12 protein-coding genes are annotated in these 18,470 nt (G+C 63.8%); 6 read left to right on the top strand and 6 right to left on the bottom strand.

Annotation, left to right across the window (positions count from 1 at the left end; all coding sequences use genetic code 11):
• Positions 1 to 320 precede the first annotated feature (320 nt).
• Complete coding sequence (locus CFK38_RS16940; protein ID WP_177371020.1) at positions 321 to 1,469, top strand: type IIL restriction-modification enzyme MmeI; 1,149 nt, start codon at positions 321 to 323, stop codon at positions 1,467 to 1,469.
• Between the two features lie 128 nt (positions 1,470 to 1,597).
• Positions 1,598 to 4,948, top strand: coding sequence for a type ISP restriction/modification enzyme (locus tag CFK38_RS17260; RefSeq protein ID WP_157773529.1), 3,351 nt, complete (start codon positions 1,598 to 1,600; stop codon positions 4,946 to 4,948).
• Positions 4,949 to 5,007: 59 nt separating this feature from the next.
• On the opposite strand, the gene CFK38_RS16935 is transcribed toward CFK38_RS17260, so the two are convergent.
• On the bottom strand, positions 5,008 to 6,042 hold the full coding sequence (locus CFK38_RS16935) for an IS30 family transposase (protein WP_096804123.1): 1,035 nt from the start codon (positions 6,040 to 6,042) through the stop codon (positions 5,008 to 5,010).
• A gap of 331 nt (positions 6,043 to 6,373) precedes the next feature.
• Between CFK38_RS16935 and CFK38_RS17250 the strand changes: the two genes are divergently transcribed.
• On the top strand, positions 6,374 to 6,586 hold the full coding sequence (locus CFK38_RS17250; protein ID WP_157773527.1) for a hypothetical protein: 213 nt from the start codon (positions 6,374 to 6,376) through the stop codon (positions 6,584 to 6,586).
• Here the strand turns inward: CFK38_RS17250 and CFK38_RS17330 are convergent.
• Positions 6,568 to 6,840 carry a hypothetical protein gene (locus tag CFK38_RS17330; RefSeq protein WP_172895827.1) on the bottom strand — a complete coding sequence of 91 codons (273 nt, stop codon included), beginning with the start codon at positions 6,838 to 6,840 and terminating at the stop codon, positions 6,568 to 6,570. The genes CFK38_RS17250 and CFK38_RS17330 overlap by 19 nt on opposite strands.
• Before the next feature lie 344 nt (positions 6,841 to 7,184).
• Between CFK38_RS17330 and CFK38_RS16930 the strand changes: the two genes are divergently transcribed.
• Positions 7,185 to 10,316: a DEAD/DEAH box helicase gene (locus tag CFK38_RS16930; protein ID WP_096804122.1), complete on the top strand. Its 3,132-nt coding sequence runs from the start codon at positions 7,185 to 7,187 to the stop codon at positions 10,314 to 10,316.
• A gap of 363 nt (positions 10,317 to 10,679) precedes the next feature.
• Here the strand turns inward: CFK38_RS16930 and CFK38_RS16925 are convergent, their stop codons facing one another.
• The gene (locus CFK38_RS16925) at positions 10,680 to 11,363 is read right to left on the bottom strand and encodes an SDR family NAD(P)-dependent oxidoreductase (RefSeq protein WP_096804121.1); all 684 of its coding nucleotides are present in this window, start codon (positions 11,361 to 11,363) and stop codon (positions 10,680 to 10,682) included.
• 277 nt (positions 11,364 to 11,640) lie between these two features.
• Between CFK38_RS16925 and CFK38_RS16920 the strand changes: the two genes are divergently transcribed.
• Positions 11,641 to 13,080: an MFS transporter gene (locus tag CFK38_RS16920; RefSeq protein ID WP_218192324.1), complete on the top strand. Its 1,440-nt coding sequence runs from the start codon at positions 11,641 to 11,643 to the stop codon at positions 13,078 to 13,080.
• Positions 13,081 to 13,103: 23 nt separating this feature from the next.
• Positions 13,104 to 15,248, top strand: coding sequence for a beta-glucosidase family protein (locus CFK38_RS16915; RefSeq protein ID WP_096804119.1), 2,145 nt, complete (start codon positions 13,104 to 13,106; stop codon positions 15,246 to 15,248).
• 87 nt (positions 15,249 to 15,335) lie between these two features.
• On the opposite strand, the gene uidA is transcribed toward CFK38_RS16915, so the two are convergent.
• The 3 genes from uidA to CFK38_RS16905 are packed head-to-tail and all read right to left on the bottom strand — an operon-like array spanning position 15,336 to position 18,411.
• Positions 15,336 to 17,108, bottom strand: coding sequence for a beta-glucuronidase (gene uidA / locus CFK38_RS16910; protein WP_096804118.1), 1,773 nt, complete (start codon positions 17,106 to 17,108; stop codon positions 15,336 to 15,338).
• A gap of 43 nt (positions 17,109 to 17,151) precedes the next feature.
• Positions 17,152 to 17,406, bottom strand: coding sequence for a hypothetical protein (locus CFK38_RS17245; protein WP_157773526.1), 255 nt, complete (start codon positions 17,404 to 17,406; stop codon positions 17,152 to 17,154).
• 39 nt (positions 17,407 to 17,445) lie between these two features.
• A complete protein-coding gene (locus CFK38_RS16905; protein ID WP_218192323.1) occupies positions 17,446 to 18,411 on the bottom strand; it encodes a nucleoside hydrolase in 966 nt (321 codons plus the stop codon).
• Positions 18,412 to 18,470 lie beyond the last annotated feature (59 nt).

Raw genomic sequence — 18,470 nt, 5'->3', positions numbered from 1 at the left:
AAACTTCTTGAAATTCTCTAACTCCATGATACAGCACCACGCCGCTTTGAGTGCATGATCGACGCTCGCTCCGGGCGCCGTCGCCGGAGCACGCCATCTGGCCAACTCAAGGGGCGGGTGGCTCTAAGGGTCGTCTGGCCGATCGCCCCGATGGGGGCCGCGATGTCCCTTCAGTCTCTTGAACCTCTTCGCATTAAGGACCGACGGTCCGAAGCGGATCGATGGGAGGGTCCGAAGCGGATCGATGGGAGACCGGCGGTGCGTCGGTTGACGCGGCCTCCCAGTACCCTCAGGAAGAATCCACATCCAAGGGAGGGTTGATGGCGAAGCCGCTGTCATTGAACGAGATTCGGCGCCGTAGCGCCCAGTTCGTCGTCGAGTGGCGAGATGCGCCGGGCGATGAGCGCCAGGAGGCCCAATCCTTCATTCGAGACCTGCTACAGGTCTACGGCATCACCAAGACCAAGGCGGCGCTCTACGAGTACCGAGCCCGTCGCAGCTCCACTGGCAGCCAGGGCTACATCGACGCCCTCATCCCTGGTCTCTGCCTCATCGAAATGAAATCTGGCGGCAAGGACCTTGCCGTCGCCGAGCAGCAGGCCATCGACTACATCGACGACCTCGCAGAGATCGAAGCTCCGCGCTTCGTGCTGACCAGCGACTTCCGTCGCTTCAGACTGCTCGACCTCCATGCCGACGATCCACGGCCGTCCGAGTTCAGCCTGGATGATCTCCCCGCTCGTCATGATGCACTCGCCTTCCTCGCTGGCTACCAGGCAGTCTCCTTCGGGGATCGCGAGCAGGAGACTGCCTCAATCAAGGCCGCGCAGATCATGGCCAACCTGTATGAAGCACTCTCGGACTCCGGGTACGACGACCACGAAGCCTCCGTATTCCTCGTGCGTATCCTGTTCTGCCTCTATGCCGACGACGCCAATGTCTGGGAACGTGACCTCTTCTACGAGTTCCTCGAACGCCGCACCAACGAAGACGGCACAGACCTTGGGCCACAGCTCGCGATGCTGTTCCAGGCCATGAACCGTGAAACCGCGAAACGCCAGCGCAACCTGGACGAACTCATCGCCCGCTTCCCCTACGTCAACGGCGGCATCTTCGCCGAGCCTGCACCAATCCCGGCATTTGACAAAGATATGTGCGACCTCCTCGTACAGGCCTGCGCCTTCAACTGGTCCGCAATCAGCCCCGCCATCTTCGGCTCCCTGTTCCAAGCCGTGAAGGACGCCAAAGCGCGCCGTGAGCTCGGCGAGCACTACACCACCGAAACGAACATCCTCAAGACCATCCAGCCGCTCTTCCTGGACGAGCTGCGCGCCCGCTTCACTGACGCCTTGCATGACACGGCAAAGCTCAAACGGCTTCGCAAGGATCTCGGTGAGCTGAGGGTCATGGACCCCGCGTTTATGCGCAAGCCGGACGTCTCACGAGACACATGGGAGACGGCCGCTTGACCCATGCGCCTCGCCCGAGCTATCAATCCAAATACTGCGTGAATGATAGAGATATCCCCGCAACGATGTTTATCTCTAAGTAAGCACACACAGCCGCTGTCCGCATAAGGTTTCTGAAAGGACTCAAAATGGACCACCCTGACTCACCAACCCAAAACTTTTCAGACTGCCTCACAACGCTCGTCAGCTCTCTATATGCAATCGAGAGAGACCTGTCGTTAGATCCTCGCGGGAACCCAGAAGACCAACTCAAGGCGCCGATTTCTCGTTTTCTTGAGGACGCAGGCACTACCGTGGCAAGCACGTTGCACGTAACTACCGAGCATCGTCAGGTGGCCGGCGACGTCGTCGAAGGCGTTCGTCTCGACTTAGCAATTAAGCGTGGACGGGGACTCTTAACCGGACACATCGAGCTGAAGTCTCCGGGAAAGAGCGCCAACCCTTACCGAAAGAGCGCGTGGACGAAGCACGACCGGACGCAATGGAAGAAGCTCGAACGCCACCCCAATCTTGTGTACTCAAATGGATGGGAGTGGACTCTGCTCCGTCACGGAGTGGGACAGCCGCTGGCGCATGTAATACTTACCCCAGCAAGCGACGGTTCAGTTCCCGGCGAACAGGTGCATCAGCTAAAGCTGTTACTGACACAGTTCCTGAATTGGAAGCCCCTCCCTCCCTCGACTCCCAAGGCCCTCGCTGGACAACTCGCGCCGCTAACCGCATTCTTGCGAGACTCTGTACTGGACGTCCTTGTATCGTTGCCCGAATCCTCTACCGGCCTTCCGGCACTTTATCAAAAGTGGCAACTTGACTTGATGCCCGGCGCCACCCACCGGGCATTCGCAGACAGCTTTGCGCAAACGTTCACCTATGCACTCTTGTTAGCCCGCATTGAATCCGATCAAGACGACGAGTCTTTCCAGGCCTCCTCAGTCTCCGGGGCGTTGTTGCGGAACGGGCATAAGCTAATCGGATCCGTACTACAGCTCATGTCCCAGCCAGCAAACAGGAAACTGGTTGAGGGACCGGTCGGCCTCCTGGAATCCGTTATTGGAGCCGTCAACCCGACTAAACTCTCAGCGTCGACGGATCCGTGGCTGTACTTCTACGAAGACTTCCTGGCCGCCTATGATCCGCAAATGCGGAAAGATGCCGGCGTTTACTATACGCCCGTTGAAATCGTGCAGATGCAGGTGCGCCTTCTGGATGACATACTCCGAACACGCTTCGGTCGCCAGCACGGATTCGGCTCCGACGATGTCAATCTGCTTGATCCTGCCGCTGGCACCGGAGCGTATCCTCTTGCAGTGATCGAGAGTGTATTAGGAAAGACGCAGGCCCCGCAGGACGACGCCAGAAGCCTCTCCAAGAGACTTTTTGCCTTCGAACTCTTGGTCGGCCCATACGCGGTTGCCCACTTGCGCCTCACTCAAATGTTAGAACAAACGGGCATCGAGCTCGGTGCCGAGGGTGTGCAAGTCTACCTGACAAACACGCTTACGGATCCCGGAGACGTCTCCGCAAAGGGGCAACAGATCTCAATATGGGAAATTGAACAGAACCTCAATGAGGAGACCCGGCAAGCTGGGCTCATTAAAAACCAGCACACGAAGATCCAGGTCATCCTGGGAAACCCTCCGTATGACCGAGGTTCGAAGCAGAAGGCTCTAGGCGAAGGCTCAGAAGCCTACCGGAATATTGTGCTGCAAGAGGTGGATGGAGGGCCGCCACTACTTGACGCATTTATAGATCCGCTAACGGCAATTGGGGCGGGAGGCCAAGCCAAGAATTTATATAATAGCTACGTCTACTTTGTCCGCTGGGCCATATGGAAATCTTGCGAACAGCACAGGGACGAAGCTGGAATGGTATCCTTCATTACGTCATCCTCGTATCTTCGAGGTCCTGGCTTTGCAGGCATGCGCGAGTACATGCGTCGTGTGTTTGATGAGATTTGGGTTATTGACTTGGGCGGCCAAGGCCTCGGCGCCCGCAAAGACGAGAACGTATTCTCTATTCAGACGCCGGTCGCGATCTTTTTCGGTGTCCAATGGGAGAAGGGCCCTTCCGGCAGGCCGCGCAGACATGGTGACCGGATGCGCGCAAAGGCGCAGGTGAACTACCAGCGTGTCCAAGGTACTCGCCGCGAGAAGCTCGATTTCCTCTCCAGCGTGAACGCGCCCGAAACGGACTCGAATTGGCAAGTTCTGAAAGACGGTGATTGGCATGCAAAGTTCGTGCCGGACAGCGCGGCAGGCCTAGCTGAGTTTGTGCCTCTCGATTGGATTTTCCCATGGTCACACTCGGGAGTACAGTTCAAGCGTAAATGGCCGATCAGCGCCACCACGGATGCCCTTTTGGATCGGTGGACTGCATTATCGAGCGATGAAAAATCTCGTTCGATGAATTTTCGCGAGACATCACAGAAGCGCCTGACCGTTGGCGGAGAGCACGTCTTGACAAGGAAGCCGCTCCCGCCCCTGTCCGAGGACCTGTCAAGAGTGGCGCCTGTGCGTTACGGCTACCGTAGCTTCGATAGGCAATATGCCCTGCCCGACAGTAGGCTCTGCGATCGCCCGCGCTCTCCCCTCTGGGATTCGTACTCAGATCAGCAATTGTATTTTGCCACCCTGTCGTCAACTGCTTTGGGCCGTGGGCCAGCTCTAACTGTCAGCCCCTACGTGCCTGACCTGCACTACTTTAGGGGTTCATTTGGTGGAAAAGATTCATTCCCGCTGCACCGATCGTCCGACCTAGACGATCCAAATGTGTCCAAGAGGCTTTTGCAGGTACTGAACGAGGAGTATCAGAATGAGCTTTCTGCAGAAGATGTAGCCCTGTACACGTTCGGGCTGCTTGGCACGGGAGCCTACACGGAGCGCTTCGAGGTTGAGCTCATTGAGTCTCTTCCGCGTGTGCCGATGACAAGCTCCTATGAGGTGTTTCAAGAAGTGCTTGCTTTCGGACGGTCTTTAGTGTTTGAGCAAACCTGGGGCGAGCGTTGCGGTGCCCTCAATGCGTTTGGTCAGTCGACTGGGCAACGCTTCGAAGGGGAAGCCCGTATCGAGATGGAAACGGCTCCCAGTCCGTATCCTGAATCATGGTCTTACGACGCCGAAGAACGGAAACTTTCGATCGGAAGTGGTTTGTTCACCAAGGTCTCACCGGAGGTCATGAAGTTCTCTGTTTCGGGAATGGAGGTGGTGGGCTCATGGCTTGGATACCGGATGCTTAAGCCTGCTGGTACTTCCTCCTCACCTCTCGACCAGGTGCAAGCGGAATCGTGGCATCTCGATCGTGAGCTGCTCGAATTGTTATGGCAGGTCGAGTATTTTATCCTGGCGGAGACGGAAGGCGCACGTCTCCTGGAGACCGTCATAACGGGGAGACTTATTGAAGTGAAGCGACTGGGTCCGCCGGCAGACGAAGAGGTGCGGGCTCCGAAGCGTAAAGCGTCCGCTCAAGTTAAAGCATTTTGAGAACTGCAGCCTGGGTGCAGACGTCCTCCTACTCTGCTCGACGATGACGAGGGGTGGTGTCAAAGCGTGGAAGCAACATGGGGTTCGCCGGCCAGTAGTCGTGCGAAGGATTCTGTCGGTGTCAGGAAGCCCAGCCGCCGGCGGGGCCGGTTGTTGATCTCCTCCGCGATGGTGGTGAGGTAGGGCTGGTGGTCGGGGATCGCCGTGCCCTTGGGGAGGTACTCGCGGTAGAGCCGGTTCGTGTTCTCGTTCGAGGGCCGCTGCCACGGCGAGTGAGGGTCGGCGAAGTAGACCGGCATGTCCGTGGCCAGGGAGACCTTCGCGTGGTGCGCCATCTCGCTGCCCTGGTCCCATGCCAGTGAGGCCTGCATCATCCGTGGCAGCTCGGTGAAGTACTCGATCACCGCATCCGCGGTGCCCTCGGCGTGTTTCGAGGGCAGGGCGAGCAGACCGGTGAACCCGCTCATCCGCTCCACCAGCGTCGCCGCGCACGAGGACCCGTTCTTCCCGATGATCAGGTCGCCCTCCCAGTGCCCGGGCACCCGCCGCTTCGCGGCGTCCTCGCCCCGCTCCGCGATCGGGACCATGCCCACGATCGGGCCACCCCTGGAGCGGCCAGTGGTGCGTGTCCGGCGCTTGGTCCGCTTGGACTGCAAGAAGATCCCACGCTTGGCGAGTTCCCCGCGGGGAATCGCGTAGATGTACTGGTAGATCGCTTCTCCGCTGACGGTGCGGCCCTGAGCGTCGGGAGAGTTCGCCATGCGTTCAACGGTCGGGTCTGCGGCCTCCAGACGCAAGCGACCCGCGATCTCGTTCGGCGTCCACGACGCTGCGAGATCGGCGTTGACACGCGCCTCGAGCACCGGGTCCTTCGCCACTTTCCGGACCTGTGGGCGCGAGCGCTGGCGCTGCGCCTTCACGTCCGCGGTCACCGCTTGATAGCCGCGCGTCTTCGTTGAGTTCCGGCGCAGCTCTCTGGAGACCACCGAAGGGCATCTACCCAGGTGAGAAGCGATCTTCCGGACTCCCCACCCGGCCTTCGATCCCGTCGAGATCTCCATCCGCTCCGTGAACGTGAGTCGCCGCCGCACCATCCCAGGTCTCCTCGCCTCGGGCTCCCACCGACCGGGAGTGTTGCTACGACGCTATGACACCACCGGTGCTATCTGAAGAATTGCAACGCCTTCTCGGACACTGGTACAAAATGAAGTGGTCCCCGTGAGGTCCACCACGCCGAAGTCCTCACCCTCTCCGGCGACTCCTACCGCACCCGAGCCCGCCGCGAGCTCCTGAAGACCACCACGACGACGAGGTAGACAAACACGACCCCGACAGAGGGGTCAAAATTCAGCGACCCCACTGTTGTGACCATCGGTTGAATCCGCCCGTCGATAGGGGGTCAATTTTCACCCGCCGTTGACAAACGTGGCACGTCCCGCGATCCAACGCCAGATCGCGGGAGTCGGTCTGACGAAGACGGCCTGGTGCACGCCGATGAGGCAGGTGCTACGGGTCATCGGCGTCAAGTTCACCAAGGAGAGCTTCGCCAAGATCGTCACGAAGGCTGTGCCCGTGGCCGAGTTGAAGGCGCACATTTCCCCGACCGCCAGGCAGGGCGATCAGTCGGCGAACCAGTGACTAAGAAATCCAAGGCCGTACTTCGACTCCTGGGCTCCATCTTCCAGGCGCAGGCGATCAAGAACCCCCATCGTGGTGGGGCGCCGAGCCGCAGGACGAGAGGGATCAACGAGGGCACGGGGAACGAGCGGCTCGGCGCGCGTCTTGTGCGCGACGACGAGTTGATGACCCGATCGGTCGAGCTCTTCATCGGACCACCTGCCGAAGAGAAGTGAGAGCGCAGCACGATCTGGATCCGAGATGGCGAAGAGCATCGGGAGATCAACGTGCAACCCGGGGAGAGCGGTCGTGACTACGTCCTCCGTATCTGGGAGGCTTCGCGGCACGCTCTCGGGTGGTGAGTGGGAGCGGGAAAGTCATGAACAGCTGAAGCGTCCAGGTGCTGCGGGCAACGACGGTGTCGATGCTCGGGTGAAGGCCCAGGGCTTGTGAAGCCTTCGCCAGATCGAGCAACGTGCGCACCCCGCCCCATCGCCGCTGCCGTTGCACCGTCCATGCGGATCGTGGTGGGCTACGAGCACAGGACGACCGATCCTCGGGTCCCAGGACTCGGCGAGGCGCACAACGGTGGTGGGGACGGCAGCAGAGGGGACACTGCATGGCACACGCGAGCACATCGACGCGAACAAGCGCGGTCACTGACTACTTCACGCAGGTCCTGCACCGCGAGCCGCTCGAAGAGGTGACTTTCAGCGAGGCATCCGCGTTCGTCGCGACGACCCGGGAGCAGCTCGCGACCGGAACCCTGACGAAGGAGCACACCCAGGCGCTGTTCGACGTCCACGATCGGGCAGCCAGACGGGCCGACTCGAAGAAACCCCAGGACGCCTCGATCTCCGTCGCCATCTCGCTCGCCTCCGTCCCTGGGTTGCGCGGAGCCGCCCAGCGCGGGCTCCTGCTGCTCGGCGCGACTCTGTACCGCGACGGCCGGCTGGAGCCTGAGCTCGAGACCGGGACCTCCCCGTGGATCCCGGCCGAACGTCTCACCTCTTCGTCGGTGACCGATCTCGAGGTCATGGCCGGGCCGCTCCGGACGTTCTGGACGTTCGTGCTCTCCGAGATCGCCGCCGAGGCCTCCCGCTGCGAGAACCTCGCCGACGCGATGACGCTCGCGGAGACGCTGTTCGAGAGGGTCTCGGGCAGCACGCTCGAGGGGTTCACGGCGACGCATGCTGGGGCCGTCGTCGAGCAAGAGATCTGCTACGTCCAAGAGCATGACCGGATCAATGCCGTGGGCGGTCTGCTCGCTGTCTATGAAGCCCTCAGCCGCCAAAGCGCACCACCCCCGATCCTCGAACGGATCATCGGTGGCTGGGACGGCCCCCGGACTCCGGAGTCGCAGCTCCATGACGGTGACGGTCTGCTCTTGAACGCTCGCCTGGCCTGCGGATCCATGAGCGACAAGAACCCGCTCACGGCCTCGCAGCGCCGCGCCGTCCATGCCGTCCTCCAGAGCGAGTTCGGCGAGATCAGCGCTGTGAGCGGGCCGCCGGGGACGGGCAAAACCACGATGCTGCAGGCGATCGTGGCCGGGATGATCACGCGTCGGGCCCTGGAGAGAGGGGATGCGCCGGTCATCGTCGGCACGTCCACCAACAATCAGGCTGTCACGAACATCATCTCCTCCTTCGCCTCCGTCACGAAGGAGACCCCAGGGAGCCTGGACCGACGCTGGCTTCCGCACAAGGAGGGCGACTCCGCAACTGAGGAGCCGCTGAGATCGCTCGCCGTCTACTGCCCGTCGAATGCCAAGCTCCCCGCCGCGAAGCAGCGCTACCTCGTGGAACAGAAGGACCGCAGCGAGCTCTACGCGGATTACAGCGGCGAGGAATACCTCGCCGCGGCACGTGACCACTTCCTGATCGAGGTGCACCGCTGCTTCGGCGGCATCGACGAGCCCGCCCGCGTCCAGGACTGGATCCATGACGCATTGACCGAGGTCGACGGCTACCGCGTCGCCCTCCTGGGGACGATGAGTGCCGACGGGCCCTCCGTGGACTACCTGGATCTGTGCGGTGAGGCGGAGGCGAGCGAACATCTCCGGGATCTCGACGCGATCGCCGAGCTGCGGGAGTGCACGAGTCTCGAAGAGCTCGACGAGACGCTCGACGTGACTCTCCGCTATGCGGAATTCTGGCTCGCCGTGCACTACTACGAGGCGGAGTGGCTGCTCGCCGACCATCTGGACGAGGACGAGAGGTTCAAGAGCACGTGGGACGTCTTGCCACGCGTCTGGCCCCAGGCAGCGGCCCTCACTCCCTGTTTCGTGATGACGCTCTACCAGGTCCCCAAGATCTTCGAGCGATGCACGAAACGAGGCGCGCCACGCGCCTTCGACATGGGCCGCATCGACCTGCTGATCGTCGACGAGGCCGGGCAGGTGGACAGCCCGATCGGCGTGCCGGCTCTCGCACTCGCCCAGCGTGCGCTCGTGGTGGGAGATGAGAAGCAGCTGGCCCCGGTGTGGTCCCTGGACGAGGAGACCGACCGCGAGATCGCCGAGGGTGCGGGTATCGGCGCGGAGGAATGGACTGAGAGCCTGCGCGAGCGTGGGGTGACCTGCTCCGCTCCGTCCAGCCTCATGCGCGCCGCGAGCAACGCCTCGCGGTGGAGCTTCGGCGACGGCGAGCCAGGACTGCTGCTGCGCGAGCACTTCCGTTGCCACCCCGAAATCATCGGCTTCAGCAATGAGCTGCTCTACCAGGGACTGCTGGAGCCGCGCCGCCCTGCGCAGGACTCTCTGCTGGACGGGACGCGTGCCGCCTTCGAATGGGTCGACGTCCAGGATTCGCAGGACTCCCGCCAGGGCTCCAGCCGCATCAACCTGCCGGAGGCGACAGCGATCGCCACCTGGATCGTCGAGCACTACGCGAGCTTCTACGACCTCTATCACCACCGGCAGAGCGATCCGAGCAAGCAGGTCGACGCCGACTCGCTCATCGGCGTCGTCACGCCCTTCAGCGCACAGGCCGGTGTCATCGCCGCCGAGATCCGCAAAGCCGCTCGCGCCGCAGATGACACTGCTGGCCTGCCGAACGATCTCGCGAAGCTGATCACCGTGGGGACGGCGCACCGTCTGCAAGGTGCTGAACGCCCGATCATCCTGTTCTCCGCCGTCTACGGCACGAACAGCCCACGAGCCGGCTTCATCGATGCGAACCCCGAGCTCATGAACGTCGCCGTCTCCCGTGCGAAGGACCTGCTGATCGTCTTCGCAGCCCCGAACCGCTGGGACAACGGCCCGATCTTCTCTGTGATGTCCCGATTCGCGCAGCGGGCAACGACGGAGGCAATCGTGCCGGAGGAAGCGACCGGAACAGGGGAGCTGAGCCCGTCCGAGCAACGGGCGGGGCTGATCATGCCGGCCACTCCCGCGGCAGCTGCACCGTCGAAGGAGGCACCGCAGCCCAGTGCCGAGGAACCAGCGGAGGCTACCCCGGCACGGGCACGCCAGGGCCCGTTGACCACAGTGATCCGCGAGTGGAAGACCGCGGGCGTGCTGTTCGAGGACGATGCCGACTTGGCCGCAAGCGCCTTCAACCTGCGCTTGGCAGACGCCGGGATCCTCGACGGCGAACCGGGGCAGTGGAGGCCAACGAAGCTCGCGGGCCTCCTGGGCGTGGTCGAGGTCGAGAAGTCCCGCCCGGGCAAGAACCCATACATCTCCATCGAGTACACACCGGGAGCGCAGAAGCTGCTGCTGCAGCTCTACCGCGACCAGCAGATCTGAGAGAACTGGCCCCGTCCCGCACCCAGTGGCTGCCGGATACAGGCCCGTCGGCGATCGTCCGGTCGATCGACGACAGCGAGGTGCGCTCGTCCTGTCATCAGGAGATGCCGAGTAGTCGCTGCGAGCGATCGATGCCGCCCCGCCGAGCGCGACGGCGATCTCGTCACCCCGGGCGAGGCGCTGGCCGTCACGTAGTGGCGTACCCGGCAGGACACGATCCCGCAGCCCTCGGCGTCGCGGTCCAGAAGGTTGAGATAGCTCGCATCGTCGTGGTTGCCGCGCACTCACTCGCCCAGCTGGAGACGCAGCTGAGCTGCTGACAAGGGCCCTGGCGTCACCCGGGGTGGACTGGGCCCTTTCCCGTCACCGCGCGGCCGCCCCCGACTTCTCCATCCCCTCGACGTACTGCACCTCGCCGGTCTCCTTGCCGGTGTGCAGGTCCCAGAAGGACTCGGCGATCAGGTCCGGGTCGAAGAAGGTCCCGGCGCGGACGACGCCGCCGATGGTCACGGTGCCGACTCGGAGGCCCTGCGGCACGAGCTCATCGCCCAGGGTGGCGACGAGGTTGCGGAGTCCGGCCTTGCTGATGGCCGCCGATGCCCGGGAGACGACCGGATTCACCGCCAGCATCCCTCCGGTGAAGAGCAGGGTTCCGTGGCCGCGCTCGAGCATTCCCGGCACGAGCAGCTGGGCGCTGGTCAATGCCCCGGCCACGTTGACGGTGAAGTCATCGATCAGATCCTCCACCGCCAGGGCGGTGGGGTCTCCGATCGTGTTGGCGCCGGCGTTGTAGAGCAGCACGTCCGGTGTCCCGTGCTCGTCCTCGAGGCGGGCGAACGCTGCGCTCAGGCTGCGGGGATCCGCGGCGTCGGCCACGAGGCCGTGCGCCTCGATGCCTGCCGCCTGCAGGTTCGCCACCTCGCGGTCCAGGCTGGAGCGGGTCCGGGACAGCAGCACTGCAGTGAAGCCTTCGGCCCCGAATCGGCGCGCGACAGCAGTGCTGATTCCCGGTCCTGCTCCCACGATCGCCACGAGTCCGCTGGTCATATCTGGCTCCTCCGCCTCCCGAGATCGACGGCGGCCCTGGGGTGGACGTCCCCGTTCCTGCTCGTCGAAGACTGCGGCTCGAAGGTATCAGGCGCGAGCAGCCCCGCCGCCTCGATCGGTGATGCACCGCAAACGCCTCCGGTGACGCCCGGGCCCGAGCGCCCTCCGAGGAGTGCAACATCGCTGCAACCCCTGGCAACTCCTACCTCCCCTTGACGCAAGGGGTGATCCTTCAGTCAGACGCTCGTCGACAATGAAGATGACGAAGGAGAAGGCTATGACAGCAGTGCAGGACCAAGAGAAACTGGTCCGGAAATTCGGCTGGCGGGACAAAGTCGGATACATGTTCGGAGACTTCGGCAACGATTTCTCGTTCATCCTGCAAGCGTTCTTCTTCATGATCTTCTACACGAACATCATCGGCATCAAGCCGGCGCACGTCGGAACACTGCTTCTGCTGTCGCGCATACTGGACGCCTTCACCGATATCGGCATGGGACGCCTGGTGGATGGCAGCAAGGGCACGAAGGCCGGCAGGTTCCGGCCCTGGATCCTGCGGGGAGCGATCCCGGTGGCCGTGGCCTCCACCCTGATGTACATGCCGTTCGTGGGCGACTGGGAATCCTACGGCGCTCGCCTGGGCTGGATGATCGTCACGTACATCCTGTGGGGCTCGATCACCTACACGTTCATCAACATCCCCTATGGCTCCATGGCCTCGGTCATCTCGGATCGGCCTGCGGATCGCAGCCAGCTCTCCGTGTTCCGCTCGGCCGGCGCACAGCTGGCCGTGCTCTTCATCCTGGTCGTGATGCCGCTGATCGTCTACGTGAAGATCGGCGACGATTCGGTGCTCGACGGCCAACGCATGATGTGGACGGCCATCGTGATGTCGCTCTTCGCGATCATCTTCTACCTGATCTGCTACGCCCTGGTGCGGGAGCGCTTCTCCGTGCAGCCCCCGGCCAAGGAGGATCGCCCCTCGTTCCTCCCGATGATCGGCAGCGTGCTGAAGAACCGGGCGCTGCTCGGACTGCTGGTGGCCGCCCTGCTCCTGCTGGTGGGAAGCCTGCTCGGGAACGGCCTGACCGCGTATGTCTGGCTCGAGTACTTCAACGACGGCAGCATGCAGTCACTGGCGGGCCTGTTCGGCATCGTCCCCAGCTTCGCGCTGATCCTGCTCGCGCCCTGGCTGGCCAACAAGTTCGGGAAGAAGGAAGTGGCCGTCGTCGCCACCCTCATCAGTGCAGCAGCGCTCTTCCTCGCCTACTTCCTCGGGCTCCAGGATCAGCCGTACCTCTTCATCGCGATCCTGTCGGTCTCCGGCTTCATGCTCGCCGTCTTCAACTTCCTCGTGTGGGCCTTCATCGTGGACGTGATCGACTACCACGAGATCACGGCAGGTCAGCGCGATGACGCCACGATCTACGCCGTGTACTCCTGGGCCCGCAAGCTCGGCCAGGCTCTCGCGGGTGGTCTGGCCGGCTGGGCTCTGGGCTGGATCGGATATGAGGCGGTGCAGGGCGGCGAGGCCGTCCAGCAGACCGATGCGACCATCCAGGGCATCTACATGCTCCACACGCTGGTGCCGGGGATCATCTACGTCGCCGTGGCGCTCGCTCTGATCTTCCTCTACCCGCTCAGCAAGAAGCGCGTGGACGAGAACGCAGCGAAGCTCGCCGCCCGGCGCGAAGCCGCTGACACCCTGAACGACTGACACCTCCCCGTGAAGGAATTGCAATGACTGACGCCGTAGCCCAGCCGTGGATGAACACTGCATCGAGTCCGAAGCACCGGGCGGAGCAGCTTGTGCTCGCGATGTCGCTGGAGCAGAAGATCGGACAGCTCCACGGCAACATGGAGACGATCGACATCTACAGCCTGGCTGCTCAGGTGACCACGCAAGAGGATATGGATCGGCTCGCGTCCCAGATCCAGGTGGAACGGCACGTCGCGGCCGACGACGACCTCGCCATCCCCCGCTTCCGGATCACGAACGGTCCGGTGGGAGTGGGCATGGGGGACGGCACGCCGAGCCCGCCGGCCACCTCGCTGCCGATGACGATCGGGCTGGCTGCGGGCTTCGACCCCGAGCTCGCCCGCCGCTACGGCGATCTCATCGGCTCCGAGGCCGCGACGCTGGGGCAGCATGTGCTCGAGGGTCCCGGGGTGTGCCTGCACCGGACCGCCATCGCCGGGCGCAACTTCGAGTACTTCAGCGAGGACCCGTTCCTCTCCGGGGTGATGGGGGTCGAGGTCACCAAGGCCATCCAGAGCCACGACGTCATCGCCATGGCGAAGCACTTTGCGGTGAACGATCAGGAGACGGAGCGCTTCCGCGTCGACGTCGAGCTCGATGAGCACGTCCTGCGGGAGCTGTACCTGCTGCCCTTCGAGATGATCGTGAAGGACGCGGAGGTCGCCGCGGTCATGAGCGCCTACAACCGTGTCCGCGGGACCTACGCGACGGAGAGCCGTTATCTCCTGAACGACATCCTCCGGACGGAATGGGGCTTCACCGGCTACGTCCAGTCCGACTTCTGGTCATGCCGGTCCGCAGCGGCGTCGCTGAACGCCGGCATGGATCTGGAGATGCCCGATGCGAAGTGGCTCAACGAGACGTCCGTGAAGAGCGCGCTGAGCGACACGAGCCTGGAGATCGAGACGGTGGACCGCGCCCTGGTGCGCCGGTTCACGCAGATGTTCCGCTTCGGTCACTTCGAGAGCGTCTACGACCCCGGCACGATCGACGCCGCCGGGCACGGGGCCATCGCTCGGGAGATCGGGGAGCAGCTCGCCGTCCTGCTGAAGAACGACGGCACCCTCCCGCTGGATCCCGCCACCGTCGGCGACCTGCTCATCATCGGTCAGCCGGAGTACGTGGACGACGCATGCCAGGGCGGTGGAGGCAGCTCCAAGGTCGACCCGCTCTACACGGTGACGCCGCTGGACGGCATGCGAGACGTGCTCCAGGGGCTGGGGAGCACGGCGACGGCACGCACGTTCACGGTGGCCCGCGACCTGTCCAACCTGGAGGAGGCGAAGGAGGCGGCCGCTCACGCGAGCACCGTCGTCATCATGGCGGGCCTGGTGGCCAGCGAGGGCGCCGACCGCCCCGGCATCGCCATGGGCGATCACCAGGACGACATGATCGATGCGCTGCTCGGACAGAACTCCCACAGCGTCGTCGTGCTCAAGGACTCCTCTCCGGTCCTCATGCCATGGCTGGACCAGGCGCCCGCCGTGCTCGAGGTCTGGAACCAGGGCACCGAGGACGGGCATGTGGTGGCCGACCTCCTGCTGGGCGCCGTGAACCCGTCGGGGAAGCTCCCCACCACCTACCCGAGATCCGAGGAGGACACCCTCTACCGACACCACGAGGAGCGCTACCCCGGAGTGGTCGAGGGGGAGGGGTACCCGGTCATCCGCTACACCGAGGGCCTGGAGATGGGATACCGCTGGCACCAGGCGAACGATGTCGAGCCCGCCTTCCCCTTCGGGTTCGGGCTGTCGTACACGACGTTCGACGTCAGCGAGGTGTCGGCCTCTGCGGCCGCCACCAGCGGCGATGAGCCGATCATCGTCAGCGCCACGGTCACCAACACCGGTGAGCGCCGGGGTGCGGAAGTGGTCCAGGTATACGTCGAGATGCCCCGTGAGCTGCACCAGCCTCCGCGCCGGCTGATCGGCTTCCAGAAGGTGTGGCTGGCGCCGGGGGAGAGCCGGCAGGTATCGATCACCCTCGACCCCGCCGCCACGGCCAAGCCGTTCTCCGTCTGGGACTACGGCACCGGTGACTTCCGCATCGTGGCCGGGCAGTACACGCTGCACGCCGGGACCTCCAGCGCGGACACCCCGCACCCCCTCGCGCTCACCATCCGGTGAGCGCACCCCGCTGAGACTGCGGGGCGGGCTCACCCCGCCCCGCAGTCCGGCACCGCACCGCAGAGCTGCAGGACCGGCGCGCTGCCCCTACTTGGACCAGCGGCGGCGAAGGTGGTGCGCCGCCATCTTCGGCTGACGATCGCGGGTGAAGGCCCCCTTCTTGTTCCCGCCGACGCGCATGATCCCCGCAGTGGTCATGAAATCCGCGAAGTTCCACATCTGCTCGCCGACGACCGCGTCGATCTCGTCGAACACCTCGTGGTTGGCGTCCAGATAGGCGTTCTGGTACTCCTCCGACCACGGCTGGGCAGGCAGCTGATGCTCGCCCGGATACGTGTCTGCGCCGTACTCGGTCATGATGATCGGCTTGCCGTCCCCCGCCCATGCGGTCAGCTCCGCACGAGCCATCGCCTGGGCGGCGACCAGGTCGCCGGTGGCGACGTACCACCCCCAGTAGCGGTTGAGCATCAGGACGTCGGCGAACTGGCTGACGCGGCACTTCCCGTGCGGTGAGAGCATCACGTTGACGAAACCGACCGGACGGGTCGGGTCCGCCTCACGGGCCACCTCGAAGAGCGGCCCGAAGTACTTCTCGGCGCCCTCGCTGTCGGACTCGGGTTCGTTCGCGATCGACCACATGACGACGCTGGGATGGTTCTTGTCGCGGGCGATCAGATCGCGGATGACATCCGCATGGACGGCCTGGGTGTCGTCGTTGATGGTCTCCGGGGAGAAGGTCTCATATCCCTGCCCGCCGAAGATCCCCCCGCCGAGCGCCATGTTCATGCCCACGGCAGGCGTCTCATCGATGACGACGATGCCCTTCTCGTCGCAGTAGTCCATGACATCCTCGGAATACGGGTAATGCGAGGTGCGCAGCGAATTGGCGCCGATCCAGTCGAGCAGCTCGAAGTCACGGATCATGGAGGCGTTGTCGTGCTGCTTGCCGATCGTGATGTGGTCCTCGTGCATGCCGAAGCCGGTGAAGTAGAACGGCTCGCCATTGATCAGGAAGCGTGCGCCGTCGATCTCGACGGTGCGCACACCGATCTTCTGGTGGTAGCTGTCGACCACGTCCTCACCGTCGACCAGCTGGACCTCCAGGTCGTAGAGGTAGCTGGCGAGGGGCTTCCACAGGATCACGTCGGCGATGCTCAAGGTGGCGGAGTGCCCCTGCGCCTCGGCGACCACGTGGCGATCGGCATCGCGGATGATGGCCCGCACCGTGAGGCCTTCCGCCCCGAGGCTCGAGACGTCGCAGGTGACGATCCCGGTGCCGCCCTCGACAGCGGTCGTCACGGTGACGTCCTCGAGATGCGCGCGCGGCGTGGTGTGGAGCCACACCGAGCGATGGATGCCGGCGTAGTTGAAGAAATCGTGCCAGTAGATCTGCTTCCTCCCCGCCGGGGTCTCCTCGATGACACCGGGCGGGATGGACTGGAACGACAAGGTGTTGTTGACGCAGACGGTGACGCGGGCAGTCTGCCCCGGCGTGACGTGCCCGGTGATGTCCGCTTCGAACGGCAGGTAGCCACCCTCGTGGGAGACGACCTCGACGTCGTCCACCCAGACCGTCGCGCGGTGCGTCGCGGACTCGAAATGGAGGACCACTCTGTCGTGCTGCCAGCCGCGCGGGATCTTCACGTCGTTCTGGTACCAGATGTCACCCACGAAATCTCTAGTGGCCGCATCGGTGGAGAGATCGTTGAAGCTGGCCGGGACCGCCATGGACTCGGCCTCCGGCAGGGCGCCGGAATACCATCCGTCGGAACGGCCCGTCCCGTCGGAATCCAGCCGGAACTGCCACATTCCGTTGAGGTTCTTGCGTTCTCGGATCTGATTATCCTGTGGCCTGAGCATGGTCGGCGGTTCTCCTTGACTGGTCGCGACGAGCCTCGTCGGCTCAACAGCTGGCTCGAGTCTCGCCCTCTTCCAGCGCCGAAGACGGGTGTTGCCGCAGGTTCCCTTCCCTGGGGAATGGACCGACGGGCGCACGATGGGCTGGCAGCCACAATGAGTGGCAAGAGACCTCTTGCCAGTCCTTCACCGTCATGAAGATGTCCCTGTTGATGCCGCTGCTGTTCTCGTCCGAAAGATTGGACAGCGGACCGGAGGATCTCGCCGCTTTGATCAACAGCCATTCCTCGAGGCTCTTCATCAGCGGATGAGGTGCGGCAGTCCCCGCGACAGTGACGCGTCAGCTGGTGACGGGGACCCGTAACACGTTCTGCTCCCGGAGGATGATCCCGAAGAACAGATCCAGGACCTCCGTCACGCCACAGGTGAGGGTGACATCCACAAGCGGCCACGGCCCTCCGCCGGCCCCGTGGATCGCCGACTCGCCGCCATGCGCGCGCCGATCGACGAGGGTCTGACCGCGGCTGAATCCTGGTGCCAGCTCGACGTGCACGGGACGTCGCTCGAATCCGAAGAGTTCGGGTGCCACCATCGCGCACAGTGCGCCGGCGTCGCCGATCAGCCTGTTGCTGTGGGTAGCGCCGCTGGCGGGATCGACGGCTTCGTGGTCGATCAGCGCGCCGAGGGTACGGGAGATCTCACTGTCCATGGTGTGCAGCGGCGCGACCCGCTGTGCCGGCACCTCGACCGCGTCGAACACGTCCAGGCCGTACATCATCAGAGGAACACCGCTGCTCAGCACGATGTGGGCGGCCTCAGGATCGTGCCACACGTTGAACTCGGCCACGGCACTCGCATTGCCGCCGACCGCCGACCCACCCATGAACACGATCCGCTCGAGGTTGCCGGTGACCTCCGGATGCATCCGCAGCAGGAGAGCGAGGTTCGTCATCGGCGCGAGCGAGACGAGCGTCATCGGCTCACTCGCCTCGACGATGGTCCGTCGCATCAGCTCGATCGCATGGACGGGCTGCGGTGTCCGAGTGCTGGCCGGGAGCACAATCGATCCGAGTCCGGTCGCGCCATGCACCCACGACGCGTCCCTGGAGCTCTCGATCAACGGGCACAGTGCGCCGCCGGCGACGGGTATCTGCGGAGCTCCGACGAGGTCGAGGATGCGCAGGGTGTTAGCCACGACGTTGTCCAACGACGTGTTGCCGGCGACGCAGGTGATTGCTCGGACGTCGATCTCCGGGTGCCGTAGGGCGAACATGAGCGCCATCGCATCGTCGATGCCGGTGTCCACGTCCAAGATGACGGGGGTTGTCATTTCTTCTGGTCTCTTTCGTCGGGAGGGAGCTGCCG

This window comes from Brachybacterium vulturis, from assembly GCF_002407185.1.
GTDB lineage: Bacteria > Actinomycetota > Actinomycetes > Actinomycetales > Dermabacteraceae > Brachybacterium > Brachybacterium vulturis.
The sequence above is the reverse complement of the archived record's forward strand: the minus strand, read 5'-3'. Positions and strand labels throughout refer to the sequence as shown.

Coding starts and splice junctions, on each gene's coding strand:
- CFK38_RS16940 (WP_177371020.1), top strand. CDS start 321: ATGGCGAAGCCGCTGTCATTGAACGAGATTCGGCGCCGTAGCGCCCAG.
- CFK38_RS17260 (WP_157773529.1), top strand. CDS start 1,598: ATGGACCACCCTGACTCACCAACCCAAAACTTTTCAGACTGCCTCACA.
- CFK38_RS16935 (WP_096804123.1), bottom strand. CDS start 6,042: ATGGTGCGGCGGCGACTCACGTTCACGGAGCGGATGGAGATCTCGACG.
- CFK38_RS17330 (WP_172895827.1), bottom strand. CDS start 6,840: ATGCTCTTCGCCATCTCGGATCCAGATCGTGCTGCGCTCTCACTTCTC.
- CFK38_RS16930 (WP_096804122.1), top strand. CDS start 7,185: ATGGCACACGCGAGCACATCGACGCGAACAAGCGCGGTCACTGACTAC.
- CFK38_RS16925 (WP_096804121.1), bottom strand. CDS start 11,363: ATGACCAGCGGACTCGTGGCGATCGTGGGAGCAGGACCGGGAATCAGC.
- CFK38_RS16920 (WP_218192324.1), top strand. CDS start 11,641: ATGACAGCAGTGCAGGACCAAGAGAAACTGGTCCGGAAATTCGGCTGG.
- CFK38_RS16915 (WP_096804119.1), top strand. CDS start 13,104: ATGACTGACGCCGTAGCCCAGCCGTGGATGAACACTGCATCGAGTCCG.
- uidA (WP_096804118.1), bottom strand. CDS start 17,108: ATGCTCAGGCCACAGGATAATCAGATCCGAGAACGCAAGAACCTCAAC.
- CFK38_RS17245 (WP_157773526.1), bottom strand. CDS start 17,406: ATGAAGAGCCTCGAGGAATGGCTGTTGATCAAAGCGGCGAGATCCTCC.